At 61.3% G+C, this 22,895-nt stretch carries 21 protein-coding genes and 3 pseudogenes; 14 read left to right on the forward strand and 10 right to left on the reverse strand.

The features are described from left to right. Positions 1 to 36: 36 nt before the first annotated feature. The 3 genes from DID96_RS13525 to DID96_RS13535 all read left to right on the forward strand — a co-directional run bounded on the left by DID96_RS13525 (position 37) and on the right by DID96_RS13535 (position 3,593). Positions 37 to 2,049: an FUSC family protein gene (locus DID96_RS13525; protein WP_124599814.1), complete on the forward strand. Its 2,013-nt coding sequence runs from the start codon at positions 37 to 39 to the stop codon at positions 2,047 to 2,049. A 52-nt stretch (positions 2,050 to 2,101) separates the two neighbouring features. Continuing rightward, positions 2,102 to 3,061 (forward strand): LysR family transcriptional regulator, encoded by a 960-nt coding sequence (locus DID96_RS13530; RefSeq protein WP_124599815.1) that lies wholly within the window; start codon positions 2,102 to 2,104, stop codon positions 3,059 to 3,061. Positions 3,062 to 3,146: 85 nt separating this feature from the next. Then, positions 3,147 to 3,593: a MaoC family dehydratase gene (locus DID96_RS13535; protein WP_124599816.1), complete on the forward strand. Its 447-nt coding sequence runs from the start codon at positions 3,147 to 3,149 to the stop codon at positions 3,591 to 3,593. A 416-nt stretch (positions 3,594 to 4,009) separates the two neighbouring features. On the opposite strand, the gene DID96_RS13540 is transcribed toward DID96_RS13535, so the two are convergent. Continuing rightward, positions 4,010 to 5,557 carry a winged helix-turn-helix domain-containing tetratricopeptide repeat protein gene (locus DID96_RS13540; protein WP_124599817.1) on the reverse strand — a complete coding sequence of 516 codons (1,548 nt, stop codon included), beginning with the start codon at positions 5,555 to 5,557 and terminating at the stop codon, positions 4,010 to 4,012. 232 nt (positions 5,558 to 5,789) lie between these two features. On the opposite strand from DID96_RS13540, the gene DID96_RS39400 reads away from it, so the two are divergent. Both DID96_RS39400 and DID96_RS13555 read left to right on the forward strand, forming a co-directional pair. Then, a complete protein-coding gene (locus DID96_RS39400) occupies positions 5,790 to 7,604 on the forward strand; it encodes a LysR substrate-binding domain-containing protein (protein WP_311767741.1) in 1,815 nt (604 codons plus the stop codon). Then, on the forward strand, positions 7,580 to 7,822 hold the full coding sequence (locus DID96_RS13555) for an integrase core domain-containing protein (RefSeq protein ID WP_124599888.1): 243 nt from the start codon (positions 7,580 to 7,582) through the stop codon (positions 7,820 to 7,822). The genes DID96_RS39400 and DID96_RS13555 overlap by 25 nt, the downstream gene beginning before the upstream one ends. Before the next feature lie 12 nt (positions 7,823 to 7,834). On the opposite strand, the pseudogene DID96_RS13560 reads toward DID96_RS13555, so the two are convergent. From DID96_RS13560 to DID96_RS13570, 3 genes and pseudogenes are all read right to left on the reverse strand, one after another. Then, positions 7,835 to 7,936 (reverse strand): annotated as a pseudogene (locus DID96_RS13560) (cyanate hydratase); the annotation flags it as partial. 750 nt (positions 7,937 to 8,686) lie between these two features. Beyond that, positions 8,687 to 10,117 carry a catalase gene (locus DID96_RS13565; RefSeq protein WP_124599818.1) on the reverse strand — a complete coding sequence of 477 codons (1,431 nt, stop codon included), beginning with the start codon at positions 10,115 to 10,117 and terminating at the stop codon, positions 8,687 to 8,689. A 137-nt stretch (positions 10,118 to 10,254) separates the two neighbouring features. Continuing rightward, positions 10,255 to 11,085: an alpha/beta fold hydrolase gene (locus tag DID96_RS13570; protein WP_124599819.1), complete on the reverse strand. Its 831-nt coding sequence runs from the start codon at positions 11,083 to 11,085 to the stop codon at positions 10,255 to 10,257. Positions 11,086 to 12,171: 1,086 nt separating this feature from the next. On the opposite strand from DID96_RS13570, the gene DID96_RS13575 reads away from it, so the two are divergent. From DID96_RS13575 to DID96_RS13585, 3 genes and pseudogenes are all read left to right on the forward strand, one after another. After that, positions 12,172 to 12,993: a cysteine hydrolase gene (locus tag DID96_RS13575; RefSeq protein WP_409333777.1), complete on the forward strand. Its 822-nt coding sequence runs from the start codon at positions 12,172 to 12,174 to the stop codon at positions 12,991 to 12,993. Positions 12,994 to 13,350: 357 nt separating this feature from the next. Then, the gene (locus DID96_RS13580; RefSeq protein WP_124599820.1) at positions 13,351 to 13,608 is read left to right on the forward strand and encodes a hypothetical protein; all 258 of its coding nucleotides are present in this window, start codon (positions 13,351 to 13,353) and stop codon (positions 13,606 to 13,608) included. A 232-nt stretch (positions 13,609 to 13,840) separates the two neighbouring features. Beyond that, positions 13,841 to 14,294 (forward strand): annotated as a pseudogene (locus DID96_RS13585) (carbonic anhydrase); the annotation flags it as partial. 386 nt (positions 14,295 to 14,680) lie between these two features. Here DID96_RS13585 and rpsU read toward each other — a convergent pair. The 4 genes and pseudogenes from rpsU to DID96_RS13600 form a co-directional block, all read right to left on the reverse strand. Beyond that, complete coding sequence (gene rpsU, locus DID96_RS13590) at positions 14,681 to 14,893, reverse strand: 30S ribosomal protein S21 (protein ID WP_124599891.1); 213 nt, start codon at positions 14,891 to 14,893, stop codon at positions 14,681 to 14,683. A gap of 91 nt (positions 14,894 to 14,984) precedes the next feature. Next, on the reverse strand, positions 14,985 to 15,110 hold the full coding sequence (locus DID96_RS38890) for a hypothetical protein (protein ID WP_260463891.1): 126 nt from the start codon (positions 15,108 to 15,110) through the stop codon (positions 14,985 to 14,987). Positions 15,111 to 15,460: 350 nt separating this feature from the next. Further along, positions 15,461 to 15,661: pseudogene (locus DID96_RS13595) on the reverse strand (hypothetical protein); the annotation flags it as partial. A 69-nt stretch (positions 15,662 to 15,730) separates the two neighbouring features. Then, a complete protein-coding gene (locus DID96_RS13600) occupies positions 15,731 to 15,970 on the reverse strand; it encodes a hypothetical protein (RefSeq protein ID WP_124599821.1) in 240 nt (79 codons plus the stop codon). Positions 15,971 to 17,030: 1,060 nt separating this feature from the next. On the opposite strand from DID96_RS13600, the gene DID96_RS13605 reads away from it, so the two are divergent. Next, entirely contained in the window at positions 17,031 to 17,315 is a 285-nt protein-coding gene (locus DID96_RS13605) for a hypothetical protein (protein ID WP_124599822.1), read from the forward strand. Positions 17,316 to 17,573: 258 nt separating this feature from the next. On the opposite strand, the gene DID96_RS13610 is transcribed toward DID96_RS13605, so the two are convergent. Further along, positions 17,574 to 17,822, reverse strand: a complete 249-nt coding sequence (locus DID96_RS13610) for a hypothetical protein (protein WP_260463892.1) — start codon at positions 17,820 to 17,822, stop codon at positions 17,574 to 17,576. Positions 17,823 to 18,290: 468 nt separating this feature from the next. Here DID96_RS13610 and DID96_RS13620 point away from each other — a divergent pair, with 468 nt between their 5' ends. The 4 genes from DID96_RS13620 (at position 18,291) to DID96_RS13635 (ending at position 20,162) form a co-directional block, all read left to right on the forward strand. Continuing rightward, positions 18,291 to 18,614 carry a hypothetical protein gene (locus tag DID96_RS13620; protein WP_124599824.1) on the forward strand — a complete coding sequence of 108 codons (324 nt, stop codon included), beginning with the start codon at positions 18,291 to 18,293 and terminating at the stop codon, positions 18,612 to 18,614. Positions 18,615 to 18,928: 314 nt separating this feature from the next. After that, on the forward strand, positions 18,929 to 19,396 hold the full coding sequence (locus tag DID96_RS13625) for a hypothetical protein (protein WP_124599825.1): 468 nt from the start codon (positions 18,929 to 18,931) through the stop codon (positions 19,394 to 19,396). A gap of 187 nt (positions 19,397 to 19,583) precedes the next feature. Next, positions 19,584 to 19,847 carry a hypothetical protein gene (locus tag DID96_RS13630; RefSeq protein ID WP_124599826.1) on the forward strand — a complete coding sequence of 88 codons (264 nt, stop codon included), beginning with the start codon at positions 19,584 to 19,586 and terminating at the stop codon, positions 19,845 to 19,847. A 33-nt stretch (positions 19,848 to 19,880) separates the two neighbouring features. Then, entirely contained in the window at positions 19,881 to 20,162 is a 282-nt protein-coding gene (locus DID96_RS13635; RefSeq protein WP_124599827.1) for a DUF3303 domain-containing protein, read from the forward strand. Positions 20,163 to 20,404: 242 nt separating this feature from the next. Here DID96_RS13635 and DID96_RS13640 read toward each other — a convergent pair whose 3' ends face one another. Beyond that, positions 20,405 to 21,145: a GntR family transcriptional regulator gene (locus DID96_RS13640; RefSeq protein ID WP_124599828.1), complete on the reverse strand. Its 741-nt coding sequence runs from the start codon at positions 21,143 to 21,145 to the stop codon at positions 20,405 to 20,407. Positions 21,146 to 21,302: 157 nt separating this feature from the next. Between DID96_RS13640 and DID96_RS13645 the strand changes: the two genes are divergently transcribed. Further along, the gene (locus DID96_RS13645) at positions 21,303 to 22,868 is read left to right on the forward strand and encodes an anion permease (protein ID WP_260463893.1); all 1,566 of its coding nucleotides are present in this window, start codon (positions 21,303 to 21,305) and stop codon (positions 22,866 to 22,868) included. Positions 22,869 to 22,895: the final 27 nt, after the last annotated feature.

The following is a 22,895-nucleotide window of genomic DNA, read 5'->3' on the forward strand; positions in this document are numbered from 1 at the left end:
AAGACTGGCCATCAATAAATTAGGACTCCATGTTTAATGGACTTCAAGAAACTACCCCTACTACCCATCCCGCGCGTTACATGGGAGGGGCTGGCGTACGCCGTCCGGACCGCAGGCGCATCGCCGATCGCGCTGTACATCGCGTTTTGCATGAACCTCGACGATCCGAAATGGGCCGCAATCACCGTGTGGGTCGTCGCCCAGAATAGTCGGGGCATGAGCGTCTCGAAGAGCCAGTACCGGATCCTCGGTACTGCGCTGGGCGCAGTCGCAGCACTCGTGCTCGTCGCCCTGTTTGCGCAGACGCCGGAATTGTTCCTGTTGGGACTCGCCGGCTGGATTGGACTTTGCACCGGGTTTGCGACGGCACTGCGGAATTTTCGCGCATATGCAGCGGTACTGGCAGGCTATACGGCAGCGATCAACGGGCTGGATGCCGCTTCCGCGCCCCTTCATGCATTCGATATCGCGCTCGCGCGCTTTGTCTATGTTGTCGTCGGCATTCTGGTCGAAGCAACCCTCACTGCGATCTTCGCCCCTGGGGCGCCGTTACGAGAGGTACGCGAACAATTTCGTGGCTACGTAAGCAAGGCTTCACAGTTCGGCGCACGCGCGCTTCGCCGCGAGACGGATGAAGTCGCCATACACAAGCTGTTTGCGGCGGCCCTCGAACTGGACACAGCGGCCGAATATGCTGCCGCTGCATCCGCGGAAGTCCGTCTCTCCATTGGACATCTACGCGCCGCAATCGTCGCAGTACTCACGCAGCTGAGCGCCATCCACGCATTGCGAGCGCAACTGACTCGCCACCCCGATCTTCGGATTGACGTGGTCGATGAGACGGCAACGCTGTTGGCAGGCGATGACACCGATTTCTCCTGTGCCAAGTCCAGAATCGCCTCTCTGAAGTCAAGAATCAGGCACGCTCTTGCTTCGGAAGCATCCGGCCAGCACAGTTCGCAGAGTGGCAGGCTGTTCGTTCTTGACCGGCTAACCTTGCTTCTCACAGCGTGGGAGCAGGTTATCGCACGAAAATCATGGCTGGATCAGGTCAATCCTCCGCGATCGCTCGTGAAATTTGCCTTCCACCATGACCACGTGCTTGCCTGGCACAACGGCATGCGGGCGTTTTTCGCCGTGGTCGCCGCGTCGATGTTCTGGTTATTTAGCGCGTGGCCGTCGGGCGCGGGTTTCGTCGCCACAGTTGGGGTGGTAAGCGCACTCTTCGCCACGCGCCCCAACTCTATCGCCGCCGCAATGGGGTGGTTCAAGGGCGCATTCTTTGCAGCATTAGTAGGCATCCTCTGTAATTTCGTTTTGCTGCCAGCGGTGACAGACTTCGTTCCGCTGGCGTGTATTGCTGGCTTCTTCACGATCTCTGCCGGTCTTGCGATGCGCAATCCTCGAACGGCATCGATTGGCAGCGGATTTGCCCTGTTCTTCTGGAACTTCACTTCACCCAGCAACGTGACGCGTATTAACGATGCGGCGTTCCTGAACGACGCCCTGTCCACCCTGCTGGCCATCGCCTGGGCCACGCTCACGTTTTCGGTTTTGTTTCCGGCGGACCGTGCGTCGAGCATCGCGCGCCTGCAACGCGCGGTCCGGCGGGATCTTTCCAGCCTGGCCAGCAACCCACAACGATGGCGGCGAGATGCCTGGCTTAGCTGCACTGCCGATCGCCTCGGCCGCCGTTTCGCCACGGAAGCCTCCAGCGCGAAGCCGGGATCAGGTGCGCAAACCGGCCTGCGCGAACTGCTTGCGGCATGGACGATAGGTGACAGCGTGCTCGCGCTGCAACAGGGTGCCTCGTCGCATCCAGGCTTGCGCCGCTCGATGACGGTCATCCAGGGACGCCTGCGCACGCTGGATTTCGCGCGCCTCGCAACGGTTTGCGACGCACTTGCAGCCAGATTGCTGCGGCAGGCCTCGATCCCTGCCGATCGGGCCAGCCCCGATCTGTTGGATGGTGCGGCACTTCTGCAAACGATCGCGGTTTCGGCAAAAGAGTATATGGACGCATCGCGCGGGTATGCCGATCCGGCATGAGCGGCATTGCCGCCACCCATCCCGTGCTGTGCGGCGCAATAAAGGAAATACGATGGACACGCTAAGCAACATGAGGATGTTTGTGCGCGTAGTTGAGGCTGGCAGCTTCACCGCAGCGGCCAACTCCGTGGATAAATCTACCGGTCAGGTGTCGCGCGCCGTCACTGAACTGGAGGCACATCTGCAGACGCGTCTGCTAAACCGTTCGACTCGGCACGTTGGAGTGACGGAAGCAGGTCAGCGTTACTTGCAGCATTGCTACCGGATTCTGGCTTTCGTGGATCAGGCGGAGGCCGAGGCGTCGAATGCGCACTTGCAGCCCTCGGGGCGCCTGCGCGTGCACGCGACCGCCAGCTTCGGTCAGCACTATGTGATGCCCGCAGTCCTGCGGTACCAGGAAATGTTTCCGCAGGTCTCCGTCGAATTGACGCTTTCACAACACGTTCCCGACCTGATCGAAGAAGGCTACGACGTGTCGGTTCAACTAGGCGCGATTGAGTTGCCGGACTCCGGTCTCGTGTCGGTCCCGGTCGCAAAGACCTGCAACATCTTGTGCGCGTCGCCTTCGTATCTCACCCGGCATGGCACCCCTGCCACGGTGGCCGACCTCGCCGCTCACACCTGCATGCGCACCAGTAGTCCGGTATTCCCGCAAAGCCGATGGAATCTGGATGGTCCCCATGGCACGGAAACCTTTGAGCTTCCTCCTTCGCCCTTTCAGGTCAACGTAGCGGAAGCCATGGCGCTCGCATTGCGCGACGGCCGGGGCATCGGCGCGCTCCCGCTATGGACTGCGATGCCGTGGCTGCGCAACGGCACGCTGCTACGTGTACTGCCTACACATCGGATGAATGAGACACACATCCGCGTTCTTTATGTGTCTCGCGAGTATCTGGATGCCAAGATCAGAAGCTGGGTGGATTTTCTGAGAGACTTCATTCCACAAACGCTCGATGACGGCGATAACGTGCCAGCCGCGGCCGGGCCGACTGACGCAGATCTAACGGTGTAACGCAGATTACGCCAGCATTGACACACACGATGTCGCGAGCGAACAACGAGCGGACTGTCCGGAACCACTTGCAAGGAGAAGTCACATGAGAGCAGAGCCGATTTATCTGGAAGACCTGACGCCGGGCGCGACATACACGAGTTCGGAGCACAGGCTCGACGCCGAACAGATACGCGCTTTCGCAGAGCATTTCGATCCCCAGCCCTTCCATCTGGATGAGGAATCCGCGCGCGAGACCTTCTTTGCGGGCCTTGCGGCTAGCGGCTGGCATACAGCGGCCATCACGATGAAGCTTCTGGTCGAGAGCCTGCCGTTGGCGGGTGGAGTGATCGGTGCGGGAAGCGAGATCAGTTGGCCACGCCCAACCCGGCCAGGCGACATCCTGCACGTCGTGAGCACGATCGTGGAGATTGCGCCATCCAGATCGAAGCATGACCGAGGAATTGTGACGGTGCAGAGCGACACGTTGAACCAGCATGGCGAAGTGTGCCAGCGATCTGTTGCCCGCCTCCTCGCTTTCAGACGCAGTTGACGACGCGCTCCCGGACCAGACTTCGGCTGTCCTTGTCGCCGGGCCGATGACCGTTTAATCACTGGAACCGGCCGTCCGCTTGACCAGCTACCATGAGACCGCTTCGGGTCGGCTTCGGCCGGATGCATCCGGCGGCAGTCGGCCAGTTGGCGACATTGCGCTGCATGCTGCGAATGGCCGTTAACAAGTCAGGCATGGACACCCGCGGCCTGGCGGTGGCTCGCGGGTCGAAAGGCATCGATCCGATCCGACGCTCATCCATGGGTCTGCATGATCGCAGCACCGGTCGCACCAGGCGGCACACCGCTCGACAGGGTAGGCCTTCGCGGTCTCATCCATGCGATCGGTGCGGCCGTTCGAGAGCACGCTCTGCTCGGCACGGTATGCGCCATCGACGAGGAGCAATCGTACCGTAGTCACTCGGGCAATCCGGCCAGCCGCAGCCCCTCCGCAAACTGGGTCAGGTCTTCTGGGCGACCGATCGGAAGCCAGTCCTTGAGATTGGAGACGCGGAGTGACGGATCGAGCGTGCGCAGGCGCTGCATCGCCTCCTTCGCTTTGTCCATGCGTCCAGCGCACGCATGACTTGCCGCCAGAACGCCGACCGGGGCAAGGAAACTTGGTAGATTCCATTTGGCCCTTTCGGCCCAATCCGAAGCGGAGTCGAAGCGTCCTGCAAAGAAATGTGCCAGCGCCATCCCAGCCTGCATCCTGAACATTTCTGGATCCAATGGACTCAAGCGAATGGCACGCGCCAGATACTTAATCGCAACGTCTGTTTCACCGCGACAAGCGTACAGGCACCCACACAGGGACCATGCAGGGGCGTGGTTCGGATTGAGCAGCAAAGCTCTGTCGAACAGCGCGATACCGCCGTCGAGGTCGCCGGTGAGATGCCCGAGTGCATGAGCTCCTCTCGTGAGCGCCACAGCATCGTCCCGGCCAAGCTCCACCGCCAGTCGCGCCAGGCGAGTGCCCTCGGCAATCTCCCGGGGCGGATCGGTCATCCAGCCATTCATCTTGCGCCAGAAATAACACCAGGCCGCCATGCCATAGGCCGATGCGAAATCCGGATCGAGCTCGGTGGCCTTGTAGAACAAGGGCAGCGCCGCCTCGATTGATTCGCGCGTTCCGCTGTGCAAGTGCGCGGCGCCGCGAAGGTAATAGTCGTAGGCGCACAGGTTCTCCGTCGGCTTGCGCTTGGCACGCTCGATTTCCGCCCGCTCGAGCTGCGGCGCGATGGCGCCGACGACGCTTTCCGCAACCTGGTCCTGCAGTTCGAAGATGTCGTCCAGCGTGCCTTCGAAGCGCTCCGCCCAGAGATGTGCCCCGATCCTGGCATCGATGAGCTGCCCTGTGATGCGCACCTTGTTGCCAGTCTTGCGCACGCTACCTTCCAGCACGTAGCGCACGCCAAGCTCGCGGCCGACGTCCTTCACCTCGACTGCGCGGCCCTTGTAGGTGAAGCTCGAGTCGCTCGCGATGACGAACAGCCAGCGTATGCGCGATAGCGCAGCGATGATGTCCTCCACCACGCCGTCGGCGAAATACTCCTGCTCGGGATCGCCGCTCAGGTTCTGGAAGGGCAATACGGTAATGGAGGGTTTACCCGGAAGGAGGAGCGCGGACGGCGGCTCCCTCAATTCTCTGGAGATGTGTTCGTCGATCTCGCCGACGAAGCGGAAACCCTTGCGGGCGACAGTCCTGACCAAGCGCTGTTCCCCGCCGGTGTCGCCGATGGCCTTGCGGACCGCATTGATGTGACTGGTGATCGTCGATTCCGAGACGATTCGGCCGCGCCATACCGCCTGCAGCAGGTCGTCCTTGCTGACGACACGGTCGCGGTTCCTGACAAGATGCAGGAGCAGATCGAAGACTTGCGGCCCGACAGGTACGACTTTCGCGCGATGCGAAAGCTCCCGGCGTTCCGGGTCGATCACGTAGTCTCCAAACTCGAACTTCACTTGACATCCCGTGGCCGATTCGGCTCCCAGGGGGAAACTGGCGAATTCCGTCCATGGATGATACTGCAACCGGAGGTGAGAGCATCTCATCCCGATCGGGCAACGCTTGGACGAATAATCAAGCTCTCCTGCAGAGAAATTCAAGGCGAAGGCAAGGACTTCCCCGGAGCGCGCAGGCAATCTCCATACACATCGACGACAACGGTTTGCGGTCGAGAAACGGAGAGAAAACATGAAAATTGTCGTCATCGGGTGCACCGGCCTCATCGGAACGATGCTTGTGGAGGACCTTCGCAAGCGCGGCCATGACGTGCTCGCAGCCGCCCCTGACACCGGCGACAACACCAGCACCCGCGAGGGTTTGGCAAAAGCGCTCGACGGTGCCGAGGTCGTCGTCGATGCGGCGAACGCGCCAGTATGGGAAGACAAGGCGGCCATCGAGTTGCTCGAGACATCGGGCCGCAACCTGCTGGCTGCGGGCGCTGCCGCCGGCGTACGCCACCATGTGGCCCTGTCGATCGTTGGTAGCGAACGGCTTACCGACTGCGGCTATTTCCGGGCGAAGGTCGCGCAGGAGGGCCTCATCAAGGCATCCGGCATTCCATACACCATCGTGCGTGCGACGCAGTTCTACGAGTCTGTCGGCGACATTGCCCAGTCGGCTGCCCAGTTGGCCACCTTGGGCAAGGAGATTCGCTTGTCGCCGGCGCTGATCCAGCCGATCGCGTCAGCGGACGTGGCAGCGGCGCTTGCCGAGGTCGCAGTCGCGCCGCCGGTCAACGGCACGGTCGAAGTCGCCGGTCCGGAGGCGATGCCACTGGACGAACTGGTCAGGCGCTTCCTGCGGGCGACGCAGGATACGCGCAAGGTCGTGCCGGACATCCACGCGCGCTACTTCGGTGGCCTCCTCTCAGATCGGACGCTCACGCCCGGGGAGAACCCCCGCATCGGCGCGATCCGGTTCGAGGACTGGCTCGATCGCTACAAGGCTCAGTCCTGCTTCGCCATGCAGTCCCCTCTTTTGGCGACTGCCGCTGCGGACAACTCGGACGCGCTTGCATCGAGTTTCGCGACGAGCTATCCCGGAGTCGTCGCCTTCATCACCGTTGTGGCCGAAGGCGGCTTTTGCAAGGCTGCTGACCGGCTCGGGATCACTCGTTCCGCGGTCAGCCGCGTCATCCAGAAACTGGAGGCGCAGGTCGGCTTGCGTCTGTTGAGTCGGACGACGCGCAGCATTTCGCTCACGCGCGAAGGCGAGATCTTCCATGCCCGCTGCCAGCCCAGCGTCGCTCTCATCAAAGAGGCGATGGAAGACATGCGCGATCTGCGCGACGGTCCGCCGCGAGGACGCCTGCGGGTCTCCGCTTCCGTGGGCTTCGGCCGCAAAGTGGTTGCGCCGCTGCTGTGGGGCTTCCAGGAGAAGTACCCCGACATCGAGATCGAGCTGCACCTGAGCTGCGTCGCGAGCGACTTCACGTCGGACCGCATCGACGTCTCGTTTCTCAACGGGCGCCTGGCCGACAGCCAGATCGTCGCAAAAAAGATCGTCCCGATGCAGACTTTGGTATGCGCCTCGCCCGAGTATGCCGCAAGGCGCGGTATGCCCGAGTCACCGGACGCGGTGATGCAGCACGACTGCATCAACGTCCGTCTGCCGTCGGGCCGCGTCTGCGAATGGGAGTTCAAGGTGGAGGGGGGGGCGCGCAAGCTGACTCCGCCATCGCGCCTCATGTTCAACGATGTCGGGCTAGTGCTGGAGGCCGTCCTCCAAGGCAAAGGTATCGCTCAGTTGGGAGGGTACCTGATCTGCGATCTGCTGCGCGAGGGGAAACTGGTTTACTCCATGCCACAGTACGCACCCGATGACCGCGGCCACTACATCTGCTACTTGAGTCGTCAGCATCTGCCGTCGCGTATCCGCGTGTTCGTCGATCACATGACGACAGCAATCCGGGCGCTGGACCTTCAATGCGCGGGTGCTTTTTCGCCAACGCGTGATGATCAACAGGCCGCCTCGGCGCCATTGGTGCCCCTGCCGGGTCAATAGACTTGGCAGGACGACTGACAACGCGACTTCAACGACCGGCTGCGCCACGAGTAGACGACGCCAGGGCCAAGATCTCTGCCTGGCGGACCCACCAGAACGAGAGTCGACCCCACTCTGCGCTGGACTGGGCCACCCCCAACGAATTCGCCCGCCGATACAGCCTGCAGGTCACATCGGCGATCCTTCCGGTGACCGGGTCAGCGTCCCTAGCTGCTTAGGATGGCATACAGTCAAAGCGGCTTGGTCGGCAAATGCTTGCCGTCAAGGGTAGTCACCGCACGGTGACCGCCTTCCGGATCCGCTACCTTCTGGATGTCCAGCTTGAAGTTGATAGTGACCCGGGCCTGTTTCAGAGGGATCAGCGGTAGCCCCTGGATAGTGGTCCAGTAGACATTGAAGGACACAAGCGCCTTGACATGTGGCATAAGTACGGCCGACAGGATGGTTTCCAGCAGTCTCGGCGCGACCTGCGGCCGGGCGCCGGCGCGGCAACGAGCTCCAGCGTCTGCACGTGCGACGCCCCGCGCCTACCGGCAGGATGGTCGTGTGACTGTGGCGAGCTTGCCGACAGTCTGGCCGCCACCCGCGCGGCAGACCAGGTCGACGTGGACATGTGAGTACGGGTTAAGAAGGCTCGTCCATACCGCACGGCAAAGCGCAGCGGGGTCGGACAGGCACTCGTCGCTGGGAGCGGAGACGATGAGCGGACAATGGACGGGGCACTCATGAAAGCATCCTTGCGCCGGGTGTATCCAACGGACGGCGAGCGCTGTAGACGTATTGGAGTTCGGCCACTGCGAAAGTGGCGAGGATCAAGGGAACGTTCGGCACGTGACAATCTGTCAGTTGGGAGATTGCGGTAAGACGTTGGTATGTTGGCCGAAGCGCAGGAGCATTGCGTAGCCGCAGACAACGGCCACGAGGGCGAATGCGGTGTGCACCGCGCCAAGGGAGGACAGTTTAAGCATTGTGACCGTCGCTTCAAGTGATCCTCTTCATTGATGCGCATAAGCGTACGCACTCTGCCCCGCCTTTCACGGGCGCGTTGGGCAACTTGCAGCACCAACGCGCCCGGTGCCTGACTAGCGGTTCTTCAGCGCCTCGGCAACTCCTGCGCCATAGGCGGGATCGGCCATCGTGCAATTGCGGATATGCCGCTGCTGCACGTCCTCGCTCGCGCCGCCGAGCGAGCGCGCCGTGTTGTCGAAGAGCTGCAGCTTCTGCTCGGGCGACATCAGTCGGAACAGCGCCCCCGGCTGCGAGTAGTAGTCCTCGTCCGCGCGATGGTCCCAGTGCGCGGCTGCGCCCGAGAGCACCAGCGGCGGCTCCGCCAGCCGCGGGCTATCGGCCCACTCGCCGCGGCTGTTTGGCACGATGCCGGGTAGCCCGCCCTGGTTGCCGTCCACACGCATCGCGCCGTCGCGGTGATAGCTGTGCACCGGGCAGCGCGGGGCGTTCACCGGGATCTGGTGCGCGTTCACGCCCAGCCGGTAGCAGACCGCGTCGCCGTAGCTGAAGAGCCGCCCCTGCAGCATCTTGTCCGGCGAGAAGCCAATGCCCGGCACGATGTTGGCGGGCGAGAACGCTGCCTGCTCCACATCGGCGAAGAAGTTGTCGGGGTTGCGATTGAGCTCCAGCACACCCACCTCGATGAGTGGGTAGTCGCCGTGCGGCCAGACCTTGGTCAGGTCGAAGGGATTAAACGGGCAGACCTGCGCCTGCTGCTCGGTCATCACCTGGATGCACAACGTCCAGCGCGGGAAGTCGCCGCCATCGATCGCTTCGAGCAGGTCGCGCTGCGCGCTCTCGCGGTCGTTGGCGACGATCGCGGCGGCCTGTGCGTCGGTGAGGTTACGGATGCCTTGCCGGCTGCGCAGGTGAAACTTCACCCAGTGCCGTTCGTTATCCTCACTGATGAGGCTAAACGTGTGACTGCCGAAACCGTGCATGTGGCGATACCCATCGGGCAGGCCGCGATCGCTCATCACGATGGTCACCTGATGCAACGCCTCAGGTAGCAGCGTCCAGAAGTCCCAGTTGTTCTGGGCGCTGCGCAGGTTGCTGCGCGGGTCGCGCTTGACGGCGTGGTTCAGGTCAGGAAATCGCAGCGGGTCGCGCAGGAAGAACACAGGCGTGTTGTTGCCCACCAGGTCCCAATTGCCTTCCTCGGTATAGAACTTCACCGCGAAGCCGCGGATGTCTCGCTCGGCATCCGCCGCGCCTCGCTCGCCGGCCACCGTGGAGAAGCGCACGAAGACGTCCGTCTTCTTGCCGATGCCGGAAAAGAGCCTGGCCTTCGAGAACGCTGTGATGTCGTGCGTCACCGTGAAGTGGCCAAAGGCGCCGGAGCCCTTGGCGTGCATGCGCCGCTCGGGGATCACCTCGCGGTCGAAGTGGGCGAGCTTCTCAAGCAGCCAGATGTCCTGCAACAGCGCGGGGCCGCGCGCACCGGCGGTCTCGATGTTGACGTTGTCGACAACGGGGGCGCCGTTGGCAAAAGTGAGTTTGGTCATGGCAATGTGGGCAAGAAGAAGGGTTCAGCGGAGCGTCTTCAGGAGGGGGGACTGGAAGTCCAGAGTGGGAGTCGCGTCGATGGCCTCCACCCCAAGGGTGGACCGGCCATCGACGGTGCCGGCTGATTCGGACCCAATCAGGCCTTGATAAAAGCCAGCAGGTCCGCGTTGATGACGTCCGCATGTGTGGTCGGCATGCCATGCGGGAAGCCCTTGTAGGTCTTCAGCGTGCCGTTCCTCAGCAGCATGGCCGACAGTGGCGCGGAATCGCCGTAGGGAACGATCTGGTCGTCGTCACCGTGCATCACCAGCACCGGCAGTCCGATCTTCTTCAAGTCATCGGTGAAGTCGGTCTGCGAGAACGCGACGACGCCGTCGTAATGCGCCTTGGCGCTGCCCATCATCCCCTGGCGCCACCAGTTCTGGATGATGCCTTCCTGCGGCTTCACGCCCGGCCGGTTGAAGCCGTAGAACGGCCCGGCCGGAATGTCGCGGTAGAACTGCGCCCGGTTCGTGGCCGTCTGCCGTTGCAGGCCGTCGAACACGTCCTTCGGCAGGCCGTCTGGATTCGACGCGGTCTTGACCATCAGCGGCGGCACGGCGTTAATGAGGCAGGCCTTCGCGGCTCGCTTCTCGCCGTGGCGAGCCAGATAGCGCACGACCTCGCCGCCGCCGGTGGAGTGGCCGACGTGGATCGCGCCCTTGAGGTCGAGATGGTTCACGACCGCGGCGAGGTCGTCGGCGTAGTGATCCATGTCGTGGCCGTTCCAGACTTGCGCCGAGCGGCCATGCCCGCGCCGATCGTGCGCGACGACACGATAGCCCTTGGAGAGGAAGAACATCATCTGCGCGTCCCAATCGTCGGAGCTCAGAGGCCATCCGTGCGAGAAGACGATCGGGGTGCCATTGGAGGGACCCAAATCCTTGTAGAAGATCTGGACCCCGTCTTTGGTAGTGATATAGCTCATGGGTGGATTTCCTTCCGGAGTTTCGGCGCCATTCGGCGCAGTAGGAGCAGCGGACGCTGCGAATGGCAAAGCCACTGCTGCTGCAGTGCCTGCCCCGATGACCAAAAACTGACGGCGCGTGACGCCAGCGACGCTAGGCTGTATTGGCGCGGGATCAATCTTCATGGGTATAGACCTGAGTGGAGACGCGATCAGTCTAGTCACGGTCTCCTCGCCGTGCGATATGCATCACGTGCAATTCGATGTTGCAGGTGCTTCACCAATGTTGCGGCAACGCATCCAGCGCGTGCCGCTGGGTCGTTCACCGAGCTCAGCCATCCGCACGACAGGATCTTCAAATGCGCCGGCTCATTCTTGATGAACTCTCGCTGAACGCGATTGGTGCGTAGCGATTGACAGAACTATCCGCACCCGGCCCCTAGTTCAGGCAGGCATTTGCTTCTAGATTTCAACGCATCACGTCAGCATCGATGCATCGGCTCGAGGGCCATGCGGCGTGTTCGTTGTCCACCCCAGTCACAGGAACCATCATGACCCAACACAGCAACTGCCAACAGCAGAACAACCGGCGTAGTACACCGATCCGAGCGAGCGCGCCATGCCCGTTCCCACGATGACATTCGATCTGGAACGCACCGCCATGGTCGAGAAACACGCCGTCAGTCAGCTCATCCAGGAAACCTCATGACTCAATTTCCTACCTACGTTCAGTAGTCCCGATAACTGACCACGAAGCGCATGGAGTTCGGCCTGCTGTTTCAGAAGATTACGATCGAAGGGCCTATTCGCGAGAACGCGTGCACACCCAATACAGCTAGCAGGAGCTGCCGATCCTCACCTGCCTCGTGGGGACGATCAACAACTGGAACCCCGTAAACGTTGCGTCCTGTATCGCCCGGCTCGTCTGACAAGGAGTTCGGGTAGCCGCAGTGAGCTTTCCAGGCGGTGATGAAACCTGGCGGCTGTGACGATCACTCCGTCTATTCCCGATTCTGGAAGTTGCTTTAGCGAACGTGCGCTTCGGACCCATGACAGTGCGTCTGCCGCACCTGCTAGCGTTCCCGCGCAGCCAACCGGAGAATTATTATGTGCGAATCCTCAAAATTTCATGGCCGCCGTACCTTCTTCAAGGGCATGGCTGCCGCCGCGGCAGTGGCCTCCGCGCAACTACCCTCGCTGGCCAACTCAGCGCCCGCCGGTGGCGGTGCCAAGTACGCGGATCCGGCCAAACCGGCACTGCCCAAGACGGGCATGAAGCTTGACCTCACCCGTACTGCGTTCGTCGTGATCGATCCGCAGATTGACTTCATGAGCCCGAAGGGCAAGGCGTGGCCGGTGGTCGGCGAAAGCGTGACCGAACAGAATATGGTGCCGAACCTGGTGCGACTGTTTCAGGCGTCCAAGAAGGCCGGAATTACGATAGCGATTTCCCCCCATTACTACTATCCGCAGGACCATCGGTGGCAGTTCCAGGGTGGGGCGGAGATATTTCAGCACAACCTCGGCCTGTTCGACCGTCCGAGTGCGCTCTCGCTTGAAGGCTTCCGCGGGTCAGGCTCGGACTTCCTTCCGGAGTTCAAACCGTACATCGAGGATGACAAGACAATCATCTGCTCGCCGCACAAGCTCTATGGCCCCCAGGTCAACGACCTGAAGCTCCAACTGGGCAAGCAGCGCGTGGAGCAGGTCATTCTGGCGGGCATGCTGGCCAACCTTTGCGTGGAGTCGCATCTGCGCGATCTGCTCGAGAATGGCTTCGAGGTGGCAGTCGTGCGTGACGCCGTAGCAGGACCGAAGCTGCCGGAAGGCGATGGCTATGGCGCTGCGCTAGTCAATTATCGCTTCATCGCCGATGCGGTCTGGACCACAGACGATACGGTAAAGATGCTAGAAGGTAAGTCGGTCTGAAGCATTCCCAGCCTAGGCGCCCCCCGGTCATGGATGTCGGGGGTGCACGATCTGAGCATAAAGCGCAGGCATATTTTCGAGGCTACCTCGATGGCAGTATGTTGCGAGCCGGTTAGCGCATTCGATATCGGCCAGCTCCGATTGCGCATACCGCTCACGCCAACGCGAGACCTGCACGCGGTTCGGTGACCGCCTGAGGCGCTGTCGTGCCTTGGCGTTCGGGTGCGCTGTTCGGCATCGGCGTGAGCAACTTGTTTGGGCTGCTCACGGTGATTGGCTTCTACGCGACCGGAACCGATAGAGCTCAGATCATCCATTTTGCACATCGAGTTCCCATACAACCCAACGGGCGACATCATGCAAGACCTGATCGAAGGCTTCCCGAAGTTCCAGTGCGAAGAGTTTGGCAGAAGTGCAGCGTGCCCCGTCGCGCATCATCACATGAAACTTGACGCCGCTACCTTCCGAAAACTGCGTCGCCTAGCTCCTGTCCTCGATGACGTGCTTAATGCCGGCGAAGTCGAGCACGCCGACCAGGCCGTGAATCTTGCTGCCCTAGCGGCCCTGTGCTCACAGCTGTTTGACGCATATCGCGGCAGTTCGGTGACCGCCTGATCGTCAACGATGATGTCTTCGAATGGGAAGACCTGCGGCAAAGCGCGGCCGTGTTCGGTCCGGGCGAGTTGGGTGAGACGCTGTCGCGCCTTGGCGTGCGGGTGCGCTGTTCGGCATCGGCGTGAGCAACTCGTTGGGGATGCTCACGGTGATTGGCATCTACGCGACCAGAACCGATAGAGCTCAGATCATCCATTTCGCACATCGAGTACACAACCAAACGGGCGATATCATGCAAGATCTGATAAGGCCTCCTGAAGTTACAGCGCGAAGAGTTTCTCAAGCGCACGGAGTTGTTTAAGCAGCTTGCAACCACTCAGAATCCGCGAACGCTGTTCGTCGCTTGCTCAGACAGCCATGTAGTGCCGGAGCTGCTGACACCGCAAGAGCCAGGCGAGTCATTCGTCATTCGCAACGCCGGCAACATAGTTCCGGCTTACGGCATGCAGCAAGGTGGCATGTCAGCCAGCATCGAATACGCAGTCGCAGGCCTGAACGTAACTGACGTCGTCATCGGTGGACACTCCGACTGTGGTGCAATGACTGCCGTCGCCACATGCAAGTGCCTGGACCGTATGCCTGCGGTGGCGGGTTGGTTGAGTCATGCCGATGCCGCGAAAGCGGTGAATGAAGCTCGGCAGCACACATCCGACCGCGCACGCGTCGATTCCATGGTCCGCGAAAACGGTCCGGCCTGGACATCAGGGATCTGGCGGCCTACTACGCCGACTTTCAAAACAGGGCAGTCCGCTTGCGGAAACGCGAGAAGAGCTGGCCCTTGTATAGAGGGTGATGCCGTGCGTGACGCTGGATGTGCCCCAGGCACCCGCACCTTGCCATACGACGAATAAGCGGCGCCGCACCCAAAACCGCAGGCAACATGGCGAGCCGAGAATTCCCGAGGATTTCAGCCAGTGTTGAAGGAAAAAACCACTTTCCACAAACGGAATACTTGATATATCCGCATCAGTTATCAGCCAATCGCGGATTAACGATGCACGTCGCATCATCGGCCTTTGCCGACTTTCCGACGATGCCCGACGTCGCTGATCGACGTCGGGCATATTCGCCGTCAGTACATCTTCTTGGCTGGTAACGAGCGGCGTATCTGCTTGCGCAATCTCGCCACGGCCGCGGCTTTCCTTCGTTTCCGGGCCGATGTCGGCTTTTCATATGCCATCCGCGCACGCAACTCCTGCAACAGGCCAGTGCTTTCGATGGATCGTCTAAAACGGCGCAGTGCGACTTCCACGGGCTCATTCGGTTTCGGGATTACGGTAGTCAATTTCAACCCTGGTGGCGATCCTGACGGCGGCGACAAATGCAATGCTGACCGCATTCACCGACCGCCATTGGCACGGCGGATCGACTGAAAATTAACGACGGTGTGCCAGGATCATTCCGTCGAAAAAGGTATCGTCTGCTGATGAGATGGCGCAGGATTTGCGCGCCAGGATCTGCGAATGTTCGCCGCCCTTGTGCCTGATCAGGGTGGCGAACACGACATTGAACCTTCACCGGACACCCATGCGGGTAATCGTGTAGCGCATGTTCTCGCAGTCAGAAATGGCACGAGATTTTCGTATCCTGATTTGACTGCACCTGTCGATAGTGCAACGTACGCGGATTTCATTACACGCGGCAGTGAAGCCGAAGTGCTTCACGCCCCCCACTTTCGTGGCGCCCGACTGGATCGATACCCTCGACCGATCTTCGATCCAGCGTCATTCTGACTCGGGCGAGCTACATCTCGCTGTCAGCTTCGCTCCCGACCGCCTCCTGATTGCTGTGCGGTTGGCGCGCCACCCGATGTCCGATTCGTCGCAACACGGCGATCGTCAGCCAAATACGCGTCAAGCCATTCTTGCGCCCAGTTTCTCGCAAAGGCAATTGCATCCTCGCGCTCGTCGAAACCAGCCAGATCGTCGCTCAGATAAACGTCAAGCTCACCACCATCCGCACGATTGGTGCTGATCCTCGCATGTGCCATGTATTCCCCATCCGCTCTGCGCGGTGTCGGGTCGATATGGTATCGGGTTGAGTCGATTTGCATTTTCTTTCTCCCTCTCAGTCAGCGCGCGACCGATGCCCGTCGCGAAGCATTTCATTGCGACCAGGAATGTCAAAGCTGGAGGAGTGCCATGATCTGACCGGCTTCCAGGTCCGATTCGCAGCTCGTCATCCCGTTATCGCGCAACATCGCACGGATCGAGACGAACATCAGGAAAGCGTTCGCATCGATTTCATGACGACGGTCGCGGATGACGCCGTCCAGTTCGGCGCGAGCGTCAGTCGGCAGAAACTGCTCGACGACACCGGAGCCATCGTGTCGAATCCATTTCAATAGGTCCTTCCTGTCCATATGCAACCTCCCGAGGTCGCCGGCGCGCGATGCGCTGGGCGTGTGTGGGCATGTGGTGACACAGCCGTCGCAGATGCAGGATGGACCGATGAAGATATCAGGACACTTCATCCAGAACGCTCGTGTCCTGTGGACACGCATCGATCAGGCGCTTCGCATACGCAGTCGATACACGTCGCGCTCGTCCGCATTGCGCGGTTTCGATGAGAGGCCCGATCACGTTCGGAGGGGGGACACGCCTTGAGCGGCGCAGGAATCGGTAGCGAGTCAGTCAACGAATGCATCTTACGCTCATTGGTGCACTTGTACAGCGAAAGTTCTGCGTGAACTGCCACCCGGCATGCCGCAGCGGTCGTGCGAAGGGCGGGCCGAATCAGTCAAGTGTGAACAATCTCCGATGCGCGGGACGATGGCGCCCGGATGGAATCGTCAGCACTTCAATTAGAAATTCGAAGCATCTCCGAGGTCGGAGGCCACGGTAGTCGACTTGCTCATCGCGGCGAAGCATTGAACTCCGTCTCGCCAATCGACGTGGGCAACCCTGATAGGCGGTGGTTCATCGAGATTCGGCCGCGACGTAGAACCAGTGTCCGTGCAGGGTGTTCGCCCGATCATCTCCGCGGCGCGGGAGCATTTCATGGCAAGACGCGAATCGAAGCGCTGATCGTGGCCGACCGGGCGTCTTGCATCCACAATGCGCCAGTACTGCGTGTCGCCGAACTCTGGTGACTGGGCGTGATCCGTTGCCGCGCTCATGAAAGAAAATCGATCGACGCTATACGGCGCTCGATGCGAGTCGGAAGTGCTTCAGTCTCGGAAATCGAGCGTTGGACACACGCCGGGCGACGCGCGTATGATGAACCCATCAGAGCGTAGTCGTCTGCCGACCAGTCCTCCTGACTACACTCAGCACCGCCAACCGTGTTGTTGCGGCGCGCCCGCCCCCTCCGCGCGTTTTATTTGATCCCTTCTCCCCCATCTGTCGCGGTGTGTAATGCCGATACAGGATTGACTGCGTTCGTCTGCGCATTTCGTTGGCATCGATCGCCAGGAGTTCATCATGAGTATGCATATCTATCGTGGATTCGAAATATATCCGCTGATTTACCCTCACTTTCAGGCCGAAGCTGGCTGTACTCACAACTACGAATCCGGTTTCGACGCGGCAGTCAAGGTTTGCCTTCGCGGCACCAACACCACGGTGACCCGGAGCCAGACTTTCAGACTTCTCGACGGTTCGCCGTTTGCTAGCGCGGGAGATGCGCGCCGAGCCTCGATACGCTACGCGGAAGGCGTCATCGACCAGAACCGTGGCGAACAGTGGATGCTCGACGCGGTTCTTTGATATGGCGCTTTGCGGAGCAGCAATGCACGGGGGCGCGCAACGACCGGAGACGCGCTTCCCGACCGGAAGTTGCACAAGCCGACACCATGCCACCGGTCAAAGGGAAACGTGCGTCGACACGCCAACAGTCATTTCTGTGCAGGCTTCTTGAAGCAGACCAACGGGCGAGTGGCCACATTTTTCGAGTGTCGCGCGACGGGTTGACGGACGTCGCGTTGCCAATCGGCGATGCGTGATGACCCAGTCGCGAACGTAGCTTCAATCGATTCCTTGCGCCTTTTCACGGTCTGGAGCCTGCTCTTCAAACAATTTGTGCGCGAGTGCTCGAGCGGCGTAACGCGCCTCAATGTCCGTCGCGAAATCCCTTTCGGTATTGTGTTTCTCGTAGGAGCCAGGCTCCTCCCCGATACGGTGCAGATGGACGATTCCTCGATAGCGCCCGGACATCGTCTTCATCACGCGAAGGCGTGCCACATGTGTGAGAGTTTTACACACTTCGTCGTCCACGATGCTGTCCATGCAAAGACCCGAGGTGGGGTCTTCCGCGCTCAACTGCGCGCGCCTGTCCATGTCTACGCGATTTGCCCCCAGTAAATTCCTGTAAGGCGGTTTTTTCGCCGACTACGCGAAGATGTCGATGTTTGCGATGTATCCACCCCATGTGATGGGAAGCCAACCACTGAATCATTCCCACGCCCGGATGTTCGCTCCGGTAACGGCGCGCCAACGCGAACGCATCAACGGCAACCGCAACACAACCAACCACCCAATCATTGACTGAGTCATGGCAGCCTCCTTCTGGGACGCAACCATGACTGAATTTTAGTCGCCTTGGGCAGAGGATTCTCAACCTCTATACACCCTGTGTCAGGATGAACCGGCCACCATACACGCGGCCTTGGGCACGGTGCGCTCAACTTTCGGACAATCTGCCATCGATGACCACTGGTCCCGACAGCGCTATGCTGACAAAGGATGAACCAGTGCAAATCGTTTTCGGCCGGCCTGGATTGCGAGATGAATTGCAAAGGCGTAGCGCTCACGCAAAGCGACTATCGTGTGCTCCTTGAAACCCTGCGAGAACGGGTGACAGATCATTGGGACGATGACAAGGCGTACGTTCGGATTGAATTGGCGAGATTTTTCAACATGGTCGAGCGCGATATGCCTCGCTACGTGCACGTTCACACCGCTTTCACCGTAGCCCGATCGCTGATCGTGCTAGGGGAACCGCTCCGCGCACTGGATCGTATTGAGCTAATCATCTTCGATGTCGTCGCTCGACGGACGCCATCGTGACAGCTCTCGAACGCACGAAACTGACGCGCAGATCCGCCGATCGATTCCTGTACATCGCAAAGGAGCTACACGAATGACTGCTGTAACTTTCAATGCGGTCTTCGAGGTTGTACAAGAGCGTATGACCGCTTCGGGTCGGCTTCGGCCGACCGCATCGGGCAGTAGCCCGCCAGAAGCGGTCAGTGGGGAAAGTTCCGCTTAGCTGCCGCTCGCGTCTCTTCCCTGTCCTGTTCGTCTAATTTACTTCTGCTCCTGGCGTATGCATGATTGCCAAGCCGCACGTAGGGCGCACTGGCCAAAAGGGGTTAGCGGACATGAGCAGACAGATTATCGGACATCACCGGGCGAAGATCGTGAAGGATGTTCTGGCCCATCTTGTTGCTGCAGCTGTCGCCCCACTGATTATTCCGTTCACGAGCGGATGGCTGTTCTTCCTGCTGCACGAGTGGTTTTATCCTTCGGTGTGGGGCCTGCCGCCGCTTCAATCACTCATCGGCGTGTCGATCAACAGCACGGCCGTTGGTTATTTCTTCACTTGGTTTTACGGGCTGCCGCTGGCAGTCATTCTTCAGCGGGTGAACCGGTACCAAATCAGCTATCTATTGGTTGCGAGTTCACTGCCAGCGCTGAGTCTTCCCTTCTGGCAGACGCAATGGACAATTTCCATTCTCCCCGTATGGATTGCCGGAGCTTCGACCGCGTATGTCTTCTGGCTTTTGACGCGCCGTAAAGCCCGACGAGATCCTCCATCTGACACCCTTGCTTCACGGGCTCACGGCTGAGCCGGTCGGTGAAGGTCCGCTCTTGCAAGTAGCAACGGCTGCTAGGGGTCGTCAGCCGTCCTCGCGCAGGAAACAAAGCAGTCAATCGACGTAACCGCTAGTCCGACGCCTGCAGGGCGACCATTAGCGGCCCGTGACCGGCGTTCGACCCGATGACAGCTTCGGCCGAACTCCCGCCCGCGACCAAATGGCAACTGTCGTTGAAGAAACAGGTGCGTTTGCCGGCTTGGGGATCGCGATCAACGGTGCCCCGTCCACCGCCATTCTGCCGACAGACACGCCATGGGTTGCAGCAGTGACGCCAATATCCTCGATTCATCGGCTGAATGTGATTCATCGGCAGATTACCCAACCCGACCAGCTCGACCCGCATCCCGAATCGCGAGCGACGAAAAATATCCCAACAAGTACCTTCCCCTATAAGGCGAACAAATTCGATTGCCTAGAATGAATTCAGCCCAATTGCTCCGTCGGGAGGTACGTCATGAAATTCATGCTGACATTCACCTGGGCCCCGGACACGCTATCCCGGGCGGAAGCCATTGAGCGATTTCAGAAAACGGGGGGACTGCCGCCGGAGGGCGTCAGGCTGCTCGGCAGATGGACGCGCGCGGATCTGCGCGGCGGGTTCGACTTGCTTGAAACGGATGACGTGAAGACGTTGACCGAATTCGCGTATATGTGGAGCGACCTGATGGAGCTCGACATCGCGCCGGTGGTCGAAGATGCCGAGCTCGGAGAGGTCTTCGGACGCGTACTGAAGTAACTTGCCCATTACACGTTCGACATTGAGCCGATTCGCGATGAAGCCGCCCGGGCACATCCACAGCGGTGAACTCCCGCTCCGCGCACTCGACGTCCGAATTCGGTCGGTTGCGGGCGCAAGCGATGCTGCTGCGCGATGCCCGGGAGGATGCCGGCAGCGTCAACGAAAACGATTCGGCAACGATCGAGTCGATGCTGCATCAGGGCTATGTGTCTCTTGGCCGTGCCATTTCGTCGACGACATCAACCAACGAACCGCGCCTCGACGCCACTCCTCACCACGAGGTCGAAACGCTCGGGCCGGATATGAAACACGGTCGACTCGCACGTGCGGCCATCCGCCAGGCGAGACGTGCGCCGCAACACGAGCAGCGGCGCATTCGCGCCGATCCTTAGCCGATCCGCCACATCGTCAGGCGCGCTCACGGCCGTGACCGACATGTCGGCGTCCGTGATCCGCCAGCCGAGCTGCCGCTCAAGCATCTCGTAGGTCGGCAGGCTCTCGGCCTGCGCATAGGCGACGGCACGCGCGTCGGGCAGCAGACACGTCTGCGCAAGCGCAACGGGTTCGTCGTCGACCCAATGCAGGCGCTCGAGGTAGATGCAACGCGTGACGTCCTCGGCGAACGCATGCCGCAATCCCGGCGGCACATCGCACTCTTCCATCCGCAGCAGTTCCATGCGCGCGTGCGCACCCTGCCCCGCGATCGAGTCGTAGAACCCGCGCAGCACATCGAGCCGATGCCGCAACCGCTGCTTCGCGGCAAACGTGCCCTTGCCCTGCTTGCGCTCGACGATGTGCGCGTCGGTCAGGCGCGCGAGCGCGAGCCTGACGGTCACGCGGCTCACCGCGAAGCGCTCGCTCAACTGCGCCTCCGACGGCAGCTTCCCGGTCGGTTCGTAGATGCCCTGCTCGATCTCGCCGCGCAGCGTCGCCGCGATCTGCTCGTAAAGCGACGTCGCATCGTCACGCACCAGCGTCATCGGTTCTCCCTCTCCGTGCCCGGCCCGCCTTCAGCGGTATTCCGGATATCGATATGAAAAGCAATTGGATCGCCCAACTTGTATTAATACGTATTATCACATCTCGACAGACGGTCCGGTGAGCCGCATGAAGGCCGGACGCACGGGGAGCATATCAGTGACTGAAAACGCTATCGGCACGCCGCCGCTCGACGGCGCGCCTGCATGCCGGCCGCCACGGGCCGAACCCGCAGTGGCACCGTCGCGCGCCGATCCACACGCAGCCGGGCACGCAATCCGCGCGCCGTGGCGCGCGCGGATCGGTTTCGCCGCCGCGTGGCTCGCATTCTTCGCGATCGCCTGGTGGCTGCCCACCCCCGCGCATCTGTCCGCCGAAGGCAAGGCGACGCTCGCCGTGGTCGCGTGGGTCGCGATCGTCTGGATCGCCGAGGCGATCCCGGTCGGTGTGAGCGGCCTGCTGCTGCCGATGCTGCTCGTGCTCTCGCACGCGAGCCCGTCGTTTCCGAAGGCGGCCAGCGGCTTCGCCGCGCCGGTCGTATTCCTGTGTCTCGCCGCGTTCCTGTTCTCCGCGATCATGCAGGCGTGCGGGCTCGACCGGCGCATCGCACTGCTGCTGCTCGATCGCCTGAAGGTGCGCACGGCGAACGGTGTGATCTGGGCGATGTTCGCGGTGAACTGCCTGATGGCGCTCGTCGTGCCGGCCGCGAACGCGCGCGCGGCCACGCTGCTGCCAGTCACGAACGGCATCGTCCGGCTGTTCGGCGATTCGCCGCGCGAGCGTGCCGCCAGAAAGGCGATCGTGATCCAGACGCTCGTGTATGGCGCAATGATCAGCGGCATGTGCATCCTGACGGCCCACCTGCCGAACCTGGTCGTCGCCGGCTTGCTCGAGAAGCAGCTCGGCATCCGGATCTCGTATCTCACGTGGCTCAAGCTGCAGTGGCCGTACCTCGGGATGTTCGCGATCACGCAGTGCTGGGTGCAGTTCTACTTCCGCTCGCGTGCGGTCGCGATTCCCGGCGGCTCCGGCGCGATCACGGCGATGCGCCGCGCGCAGCCGCCCGCGCTGCGCAACGACTGGACCGTGCTCGCGCTGTTCGCGGCCGTCGCCGCGTTGTGGGCGACCGAGCCGTTGCATCACCTGCCGTCGGAAATCGTCGCGCTGCTCGCGCTCGCGCTGCTGTTCGCGCCAGGCGTGCTGCGCTTCGGCTGGGCCGAAATCGAGCAGCGCACGATCTGGGGCACGCTGTTCCTGCTGGCCGGCGCGCTGTCGCTGTCGGCGGCGATCAGCGCGTCGGGGCTCGCGAGCTGGGCGGCCGATCACATCTATGCGGCCGCGCAGGGGCACGGCTGGTGGCTCACGATCGCGATCGTGATGCTCGGCACCCACGTGATCCGCATCGGCATGCTGTCCAACGTCGCAGCCGTCACGATGATCGCGCCGATCGCGCTCGCGCTGGCGCCGCGTCTCGGGCTGCATCCGGTCGCATTCACGATGCTCGTCAGCGACACCGACAGCTTCGCGTACCTGCTGCCCACGCAGATCACCGCCGGCGTGATCGCGTACAGCAGCGGTGCGTTCTCGACGGCCGACTACGCGAAGGTTGGCGCGGTGTCGGTGCTGATCGCGATCGTGTACGGCCTGTGCGTGATTGCGCCGTGGTACGCGTGGCTCGGCGTCCCGGTCTGGGATCCGGCCGCACCCTGGCCGTTCGCGCATTGAAGCGCGCCGCTTCCTCCCGACATTTCA

Origin of the sequence: Burkholderia sp. Bp8963 (assembly GCF_003854275.1) — a bacterium.
Classification (GTDB): domain Bacteria; phylum Pseudomonadota; class Gammaproteobacteria; order Burkholderiales; family Burkholderiaceae; genus Burkholderia.

Excerpts from the sequence above, each read along its gene's own strand:
- DID96_RS13625 (WP_124599825.1), top strand. The coding sequence starts at position 18,929 with ATGAGCAGACAGATTATCGGACATCACCGGGCGAAGATCGTGAAGGAT.
- DID96_RS13630 (WP_124599826.1), top strand. The coding sequence starts at position 19,584 with ATGGCAACTGTCGTTGAAGAAACAGGTGCGTTTGCCGGCTTGGGGATC.
- DID96_RS39400 (WP_311767741.1), top strand. The coding sequence starts at position 5,790 with ATGAAAATTGTCGTCATCGGGTGCACCGGCCTCATCGGAACGATGCTT.
- DID96_RS13635 (WP_124599827.1), top strand. The coding sequence starts at position 19,881 with ATGAAATTCATGCTGACATTCACCTGGGCCCCGGACACGCTATCCCGG.
- DID96_RS13605 (WP_124599822.1), top strand. The coding sequence starts at position 17,031 with ATGAGTATGCATATCTATCGTGGATTCGAAATATATCCGCTGATTTAC.
- DID96_RS13575 (WP_409333777.1), top strand. The coding sequence starts at position 12,172 with ATGTGCGAATCCTCAAAATTTCATGGCCGCCGTACCTTCTTCAAGGGC.
- DID96_RS13525 (WP_124599814.1), top strand. The coding sequence starts at position 37 with ATGGACTTCAAGAAACTACCCCTACTACCCATCCCGCGCGTTACATGG.
- DID96_RS13580 (WP_124599820.1), top strand. The coding sequence starts at position 13,351 with ATGCAAGACCTGATCGAAGGCTTCCCGAAGTTCCAGTGCGAAGAGTTT.
- DID96_RS13570 (WP_124599819.1), bottom strand. The coding sequence starts at position 11,085 with ATGAGCTATATCACTACCAAAGACGGGGTCCAGATCTTCTACAAGGAT.
- DID96_RS13535 (WP_124599816.1), top strand. The coding sequence starts at position 3,147 with ATGAGAGCAGAGCCGATTTATCTGGAAGACCTGACGCCGGGCGCGACA.
- DID96_RS13530 (WP_124599815.1), top strand. The coding sequence starts at position 2,102 with ATGGACACGCTAAGCAACATGAGGATGTTTGTGCGCGTAGTTGAGGCT.
- DID96_RS13620 (WP_124599824.1), top strand. The coding sequence starts at position 18,291 with ATGAACCAGTGCAAATCGTTTTCGGCCGGCCTGGATTGCGAGATGAAT.
- DID96_RS13600 (WP_124599821.1), bottom strand. The coding sequence starts at position 15,970 with ATGGACAGGAAGGACCTATTGAAATGGATTCGACACGATGGCTCCGGT.
- DID96_RS13640 (WP_124599828.1), bottom strand. The coding sequence starts at position 21,145 with ATGACGCTGGTGCGTGACGATGCGACGTCGCTTTACGAGCAGATCGCG.
- DID96_RS13565 (WP_124599818.1), bottom strand. The coding sequence starts at position 10,117 with ATGACCAAACTCACTTTTGCCAACGGCGCCCCCGTTGTCGACAACGTC.